The organism is uncultured Algimonas sp., from assembly GCF_947498175.1.
GTDB lineage: Bacteria > Pseudomonadota > Alphaproteobacteria > Caulobacterales > Maricaulaceae > Litorimonas.
Genome location: NZ_CANMJB010000017.1, coordinates 21,764 through 29,600, shown reverse-complemented (window position 1 = coordinate 29,600; position 7,837 = coordinate 21,764). Strand labels below are relative to the sequence as shown.

5 protein-coding genes are annotated in these 7,837 nt (G+C 65.1%); 4 read left to right on the top strand and 1 reads right to left on the bottom strand.

What is annotated here, in order from left to right; all coding sequences use genetic code 11:
* Positions 1-36 precede the first annotated feature (36 nt).
* The 4 genes from pgi (at position 37) to Q0718_RS13535 (ending at position 4,653) form a co-directional block, all read left to right on the top strand.
* Positions 37-1,620 carry a glucose-6-phosphate isomerase gene (gene pgi / locus Q0718_RS13550; RefSeq protein ID WP_298919088.1) on the top strand — a complete coding sequence of 528 codons (1,584 nt, stop codon included), beginning with the start codon at positions 37-39 and terminating at the stop codon, positions 1,618-1,620.
* Between the two features lie 137 nt (positions 1,621-1,757).
* Positions 1,758-2,120 carry a response regulator gene (locus Q0718_RS13545; RefSeq protein ID WP_298919085.1) on the top strand — a complete coding sequence of 121 codons (363 nt, stop codon included), beginning with the start codon at positions 1,758-1,760 and terminating at the stop codon, positions 2,118-2,120.
* 59 nt (positions 2,121-2,179) lie between these two features.
* Entirely contained in the window at positions 2,180-3,661 is a 1,482-nt protein-coding gene (gene hisS, locus Q0718_RS13540) for a histidine--tRNA ligase (RefSeq protein WP_298919082.1), read from the top strand.
* 308 nt (positions 3,662-3,969) lie between these two features.
* Positions 3,970-4,653, top strand: coding sequence for an MBL fold metallo-hydrolase (locus tag Q0718_RS13535; RefSeq protein WP_298919078.1), 684 nt, complete (start codon positions 3,970-3,972; stop codon positions 4,651-4,653).
* Positions 4,654-4,670: 17 nt separating this feature from the next.
* Here the strand turns inward: Q0718_RS13535 and Q0718_RS13530 are convergent, their stop codons facing one another.
* The gene (locus Q0718_RS13530) at positions 4,671-7,805 is read right to left on the bottom strand and encodes a YdbH domain-containing protein (RefSeq protein WP_298919076.1); all 3,135 of its coding nucleotides are present in this window, start codon (positions 7,803-7,805) and stop codon (positions 4,671-4,673) included.
* Positions 7,806-7,837 lie beyond the last annotated feature (32 nt).

The following is a 7,837-nucleotide window of genomic DNA, read 5'->3' as shown; positions in this document are numbered from 1 at the left end:
CTATCCCCCTGTCCGTTCATCAACTAATGAAGCCGCATGACCTTCGAAATCTTTCGCACACGCGCTTCATCCACCCCGGCCATTGCCGAGCTCTTCGCGCGCGAACCGGACCGGATGGACCGCATGATCGTGCGTGTCGGCCCGTTGCGGGCCGACTTTTCCAAACAGCGCGTGTCCGAAGGCGATCTGTCGGCCCTGCTGGCTCTGGCGGAGGCGGAGGACCTGGAAGGGTGGCGGACGAAACTGTTCGCGGGTGATCCGATCAACGAATCCGAAGGGCGGGCGGTGCTGCATACGGCATTGCGCGGTGTCGGCGGGACGACCGTGGCGGAGGATGTGTCGGCGATGCGGGACCGGATCGCCGCATTCGCGACGAAGACACGCCGGTCCGGCCGGTTCGACGATATCGTGCATATCGGGATCGGCGGCTCCGATCTGGGGCCGCGACTGGTCGCAGACGCGTTTGCCGCGACGCTGGAGGCGAAGCCCCGCCTGCATTTCGTCAACAATGTGGACGCCGCGTCGGTCAACGATGCGCTGAACGGGCTGGATCCGGCGCGCACGCTGGTCATTGTCGTGTCCAAGAGTTTCGGAACGCAGGAAACGCGCATGAATGCGGACGCCGTGCGGGACTGGCTGGGCGCGGCCCAGTGCGAAACGGCCGATCACGTCCTGGCCGTCACGGCCAATAGCGACCGCGCCGTCGCCTTCGGCATCGATCCCGATAATGTCTTCGAATTCTGGGACTGGGTCGGCGGGCGCTATTCCGTCTGGTCCGCCGTGGGATTGAGCTTGGCCATCGCCTACGGACCGGGCGCCTTCGGCCGGATGCTGGACGGGGCGGCGGCGATGGACGAACATTTCCGCGACGCGCCTCTGGCCCGCAACATGCCGGTGCTGATGGGACTGGTCGGCGTGTGGAACCGCAACGGGCTCGGTTATGGCAGCCTCGCCGTCATCCCCTATAGCCGCCGCCTTCGCAAGCTGGCGCCGTTCCTGCAGCAGCTGGAAATGGAGAGCAACGGCAAGGGCGCGGGCCGGGACGGAGCGGACGCCGGACCGACCTGCCCGGTGATCTGGGGCGATGAAGGCACGAATGGCCAGCATGCCTTCTTCCAATGGCTGCATCAGGGCGTGCCGGGCGCGCCGGTGGATTTCGTCGCCGTGCTGGAAGACCAGGAAGGACGGCCCGCCCATCACCTCGCCCTGCTGGCCAACTGCTTCGCGCAGAGCGAGGCCTTGATGCGGGGCAAAAGCGAAGCGGAAGTCCGCGCGGAACATGCCGACGGAGCCGGGGCCGCCCGTGCCGGGGCCGACCGCGCCGGGGCCGACCTGGACAGGATCGCTCCGCAAAAGACCTTTCCCGGCAACCGCCCGTCCACGACGCTGACGCTGGACGCGCTGACGCCGGACGCGCTGGGGGCGCTGATCGCGCTCTACGAACACAAGGTCTTCGTCCAGGGCGTGATGTGGGGGTTGAACAGTTTCGACCAGTGGGGCGTTGAATTGGGCAAGGTGCTGGCAACGGCCATTCTCGGCGAGATGGAGGGCGCCCCAGGCCCTGACGACGCGGCCGGACACGACCCATCGACCCGCGCATTGATAAAACTCGTACGTTGATATATGTTATTGCAACGCGTGTTAACATGTTTAAACGCGGATAGCTTTTGTTGTGAGGCTTGGGTTTTGGACGGAAAACCCTGGCCGCCTGCCGACAGGTTCGGCGGATCCGACGGTTCGTAGAGGAGCCCCATCCAATGTCCGTCTTTTCGGGCGATGTCATGATTGTCGAAGACAATTTCATCATTGCCATGGACGCCGAAGAGCTCGTTACCGAGCTCGGCGCGTCCGCCGTCCATCTTGCCAGCGACATCGCCGGAGCGCTCGCCCTGCTCTCCGCCCAGACGCTCACGGCCGCCATTCTGGACTTCAACATCGAAGGCGGCACATCCGAAGCCGTGGCCGATGCGTTGACGGAAAAAGGCGTGCCCTTCGTGTTCGCCACCGGCTACAGCGACACCTCCATGCTGCCGGAGCGCTACAAGGCGCTGCGCCTGCTGAAGAAACCCTATTCGCGCGACGATATCGCCGAAGCCTTCGAGGCGCGCACCAACGTCTGACGGCCGCGGAGAGCCGGGCGCTCTTGCCGGGGCGCGCGGCGCCCGCTAGGCGCGCCGTCATGGCAAAAAAGCAAAAACCGTTCCGACCCAAGGCGCGCCGCCCGCGCGGGTTCGAAGACCGCCCCGCGGACGCGATCCGCTCCGAGACCGCGCTGATCGCCAAGGCCTTCGCCGTCTATGAATCCTTCGGCTTCGAGCCGTTGCAGACCCCGGCATTCGAATATGCCGATGCGCTGGGCAAGTTCCTGCCGGACGAAGACCGGCCCAATGTCGGCGTGTTCGCCCTGCAGGACGACGACGAACAGTGGCTGTCCCTGCGCTACGACCTGACGGCGCCGCTGGCCCGGTTCGTGGCCGAACATTACGACGCGCTGCCCAAGCCGTTCCGGCGCTACCAGGCGGGCTCGGTCTTCCGCAACGAAAAGCCGGGTCCCGGGCGCTTTCGCGAATTCACCCAGTGCGATGCCGACACGGTCGGTGCGGGCGGGGCGGTGGCCGACGCCGAAATGATCATGGTGGCGGCGGAGATCGCCCGCGCCGCAGGATTGTCGGACGGGCAATATGCCGTGCGGGTGAACAACCGCAAACTGCTCGACGGCATTCTCGAAGCGTCCGGCGTGCCGAACACGCAGGCCGGCTCGGTGCAGCGCCTGCAGGTCCTGCGCGCCATCGACAAACTCGACAGGCTCGGCGAGGACGGCGTGGAAGCGCTGCTCGGCAAAGGCCGGGAGGACGAGTCCGGCGACTACACGGACGGCGCGAAACTGGACCCTGCAGGCATCAAGGCCGTACTCGGTTTCACCACCGCATCCGATCCTGACCGGCAGGCGACGGTCGCGACCTTGTCCGGGCTGGTCGGACCGTCCGACCGGGGGCGGCAGGGTGTGGACGAGCTGGCGGAGATCGACCGGCTGCTCAGCGCGACCGGGTTCGGACCGGACCGGGTGAGCTTCGACACGTCCGTCGTGCGCGGGTTGGGCTACTACACCGGACCCGTCTTCGAGCTGGAACTGCTGGCCGACATCACGGACCGCAAGGGCCGTCCGGTCCGGATCGGCTCGATCGGCGGTGGGGGGCGCTATGACGATCTGGTCTCGCGCTTCCGCGGTCAACCCGTACCCGCGACGGGATTCTCCTTCGGTGTATCGCGATTCGTCTCCGCGCTGGAACGCATGGGGGCGGTGGAAGCCGCCGTGCAGCCGCCCGTGCTGGTCACCGTCTTCGACCGGGGATTGCTGCCGCATTATTTCGCGCTGGCGTCGGAACTGCGCGCGGCTGGAATCCGCGCGGAAGTCTTCACCGGCTCCGGCAATGTGACCAAGCAGTTGAAGTATGCCGACCGGCGCGGCGTGAAGCTGGCCGTGCTGGTCGGTTCTGACGAGCATGAAGCGGGCGAGGTCACGATCAAGGATCTGCCGCTGGGCGCGGACATGGCCAAGGCGATCGAAACCAACGAGGAATGGAAATCCGCGCGGCCGGCGCAAAGAACGGTTCCGCGCGATCAAGCCGCCGCCGTCATTGCGGAGATGCTGGAGGATTGAAAAAAGGGGCGGCCCGGCGAGTCAGGTCGGGGAGGGGAGAGTCGCCGAGGCCGCCCAGTCAAGGGATGAGTGTCCCATGGCCCGCGATCATGACCGCAGCGTGACATTTGGCACAAGGGTTTGTGAGACTCATGCCTGGTCGCAAATCTCGCAAAAAAAGACCCGAACGCGTGAGCGCCCGGGCCTAAGTCGAAAAGAGAGAGACCGCATGAACGGCCTGATCTCCGGATAGCGCTTCGACCCTGAACCCGGTCTGAATGTCCGTTTTGTCATGCAGCGGCGTTGACGCGCCGCACGGCGGCCCCGACATGAGCCTCATGCTCGACCTCAAGATCATCCCCGTCACCCCGTTCCAGCAGAACTGCTCCCTACTGTTCGACACGCGCACCAAGGAGGGCGTGTTCATCGATCCGGGCGGCGAAGTGGACCGGCTGCGCGCGAAGCTGGACGAGCACGGCGTCACGCTCAAGGCGATCTGGCTGACCCACGGTCATCTCGATCATGCGGGCGGCGCGGACCAGCTGCGCGAGGAGCTGGGCGTGCCGGTCATCGGCCCCCACAAGGACGATCAGTTCTGGATGGACGAGATCGGCGAACACTGGGCCCGCTACGGCCATCCCGGCATGGGCCGGGCCGTGGTGCCCGACCGCTATCTGGAGGATGGCGACCGGCTGGAACTGGGCGGCGTGACCTTCGATGTGGTCCACACGCCCGGCCACACGCCGGGCCATGTCGTGTTCCACAATCGGGACATGAAGATCGCCTTCGTCGGCGACGTATTGTTCCAGGGCTCGATCGGGCGGACCGATTTTCCCAAGGGCGATCACAGCCAGCTGATCGACAGCATCCGCACGAAGCTGTTCCCGCTGGGCGACGATATGCGGTTCGTGCCGGGCCATGGCGGCATGAGCACGTTCGGCCAGGAACGCAAATTCAATCCGTTCGTGGGCGAAGACGCCGACGCCGGACCGAACACGACCGGCCCCGGCTGAAAAGACCCGCTAAGGTCTCAGGGTTCGGGCCCTTCCGGCTCGTCCGCGCCGGGCTCGGCGCGTTCCGCCACGATGGTGAGGATGCGCTCCTGCATGCCGTTCGGGTTGAGGCTTCGCGCGATGTTGAACAACTCGCCTTCGACCGTGACGTTGAACTGGAACGGCACGTCGTAGAGCACATCGGGATTGGATCCTGTGAAAAGCAGACCCATCAGGATTTCGCCGTCCAGAGGTCCGTCGATTTCGAGAAACAGCGATTCGTACGAGAAGTTTTCCAGGGCCTGGATGGCTTTGCCGGCATATTCATTGGGGATGCTACCGGACACGTCTTCGCCCTTGTAGCGGATGACGCCGCCATTCTTGACTTCGAGCCGCCCGTTTTCGACCAGCACCTCGATACCGCGCACGACCACCGGGATCGCGCCTTCCAGAATGCCCGACACGGACAAGCGGCCATTGCCCACATCCTTGAGGAATTCACCCACTTCGACGCCGCTGACGCGCAGGACGACGCGGTTTTCCGGCGCCCCATAGGTCCAGAGGAACGGATCGAACGAAACCTGCCCTTCGCCGAGCGGGAAGACCGCGCTGGTGATGTCCACGCCGTCCTCCACAAGCGCATAGACCAACGTTCCGTCTTCCAGTGGAAAGCCTGGATTGAACGTCGCGACGGACAGGCGCTGCTCCGGTGCCGTGACGACGGGAAAGAGCGATGTGAGCTCGACCTGTCCCGACAGGCCGGTAACGGGACCCGGCGCCGTACCCAGCGAAATGTCCTTAATGTCCACCGTGCCTGTACCCGACATCGGGGCATCGCCGCCGAAGGCGATGTCCAGATCCGCATCGATCGCGCCGTCCACCTGCGCGATCTTGCCGCGCAGGGCCGGGGCCAGGTCCTGAGGCTGCAGGCCGCCCGGCTGGAAGCGCAGATCGCGGATGGAAACATCCGCCGTGCCGCGCCCGTCGACGAAGCGGTAATCGACATTGACCGGATTTCCAGGCGCGCGCGGCAGGATCGTTTCCGCGTTGCCGCTGAACCGTCCGTCCTCGAACAGAAGCGTGCCCGATACGGGCAAGACCGGCACAGTCATGGCCTCTTCCGTCTCAGGGATCATGGTGACGTCCCCGCCTTCATAGGCGAGCGTGTAGCGTTCCGCGGTTCCGCTGGCGTCGAGTGCCATGCCCTCCACGACATAGGCAGGCGTGCGCAATATGGAGTCCGGCGTGACAAGCGCGAAGGAAGAGCGCGCATCCGCCGATAGCGCAACGGTGAGTTCGCCTTCGGGCAATTCGAGATCCGTGCCTTCGACCGGAAAACTGTCGGACTGCAGCGCCAAGGCATCGAATGCGACCGTCCAGTTCTGCCGATCGTCGCGAAGCCGGCCGGCGAGGTCGGCTTGGCCGATCTGCAGATCCAATTCTGCCGCGTCTGCGGCTTCGGTTTCAGGTCGAAGCGCTTTCAGGGTCGCGTCTGCAAGCCGCGTGCTGACGGTCGCAGCGCCCGATGCGTCGCGCGCATAGACGGGATCGCCGGGATCGAGACGCCCCTCGAAATCCTCGACGATCCATTCCGACGTCGTTTCAAGACGGTCGAAGCGCAAGGGCCGGTCCGGCGCGAAAGCGACCCAATTGCGGCCGTCTTCGAACTGGGCCGTCAGCCGGCCTCCGGTCACGAGGCCGGTCGCGTAACCGCCCGGTATGTCGCCGTCATAATCGGCCACTCCGAGCAGTTCGAGCCGCGACGGGACATCCGGCGACGCGGCGTAGTCGAAAGCGACCACTAGCGGGGCGAGACGGGCGGGGCGACCCGTGCCAGTCGCGGCGCGCCACACCGCACCAGTTTCCAACCGACCCGTTGCGGATGCGACCGCCTCGACGGTGAAACCATCCGGCGACCTTATGCCGATCCGCAAGGGGTCGAGTTGGATCGGGAGAGGACGGTCCATGGTGATGGATGCCGCGACGTCGTAAAGGGCGGCGCCGGTCTCATACCGGTATAGCGGTGTGTCCGGTGCGGGGCCGACCGTCAGGGTCGTCCGCGATGCCTGCATCGTCATGGGGCCGCGCAGGGATATTGTCCGGTCCGTGTCGGAAATGTCGAGCGTGAGCCGGGCTTCGACATCGGCTTGTGTCAGCAGGTCGTTGATCGGAGCCACGAGTCCGGGTGCGAAATTCTGCGCGACGGGCACGTCGGTCAGGGCGGAGGCAAGGCTGAGCGTGCCGGACAAGTCGCGGCGTTGTTCCTCGTCTGTCAGCGCGACATCCGAGAGCACGGCATCGGCATCCCCGAGAAGGCGACCGTCCCGCCAACGTCCGTCGAAGCTAAGCAGATCGATTCCGCCTGTCAGCTCGGCAGCCGTTCCGAATGTCCCGCCGCGCAAGACGAGCCGCCCCTGCGCGGAGCGGTCCTCTATGTCGAAGCGACCGTTCACATCGGCGAGCGTGTCTCGCAAAGTGCCGGACGGATGGGAAAGCGACAATCGCGTTCGCGGAGCGGTGGCCGTGAACGAGTCATCGTCCCGGTTCAGCGTGAAAGGGCCGCGCACGATGATGCTTGCCCCGTCGCGGGACAGTGTCGTGGGTTTCAGGTCGCCTTCGAGCGCGAACTGCTGCGCCGATTCGATTTCGCCGCTGACATCGGTCGTCGCTTCGCCGAACGGCGTGCGCAGGCGTAGTGTCGCCTCATCCAGGCCGACGCCGCGGGCTGGAAAGGGCGTGTCTCCGCCTGTCGATGGCGGTCGCCAGCCATCGATGATCCGGCCATTCTCATCCATTGTGATCGTGGCGTCCAGGCCTTCGAAATCGAGCCGTTCCACACGACCGTCCAAAAGGTCCCGCCACTGGTATGCGGCTTGCAGACGATCGATGGACAGAAATGTCTCGCCGTCGTGAGACAGGCGGATATTGCGGATATCGGCGTTGTCCTCGTCGGCCGCGCGAATATCGAGATCGGCGTCGATACCCAGGGAGTCGAGATAGGTGACAGCTTGTCGTTCCATCAGGTCGAACCGGTTCGACCATATCCAACCCGCGGCCAGTATCAGCGCGAGCAAAAGGAAGGCTCCGATACCGATGGCGATCTTCAGAGCGGGTCGCAGGGTCCGGCTGTTCGCGGCGCTGCGTTCGGATGTTGCATGCAAACGGGCCGACATGACACTACGCTTACGCCCGAAGATCGGTTCCC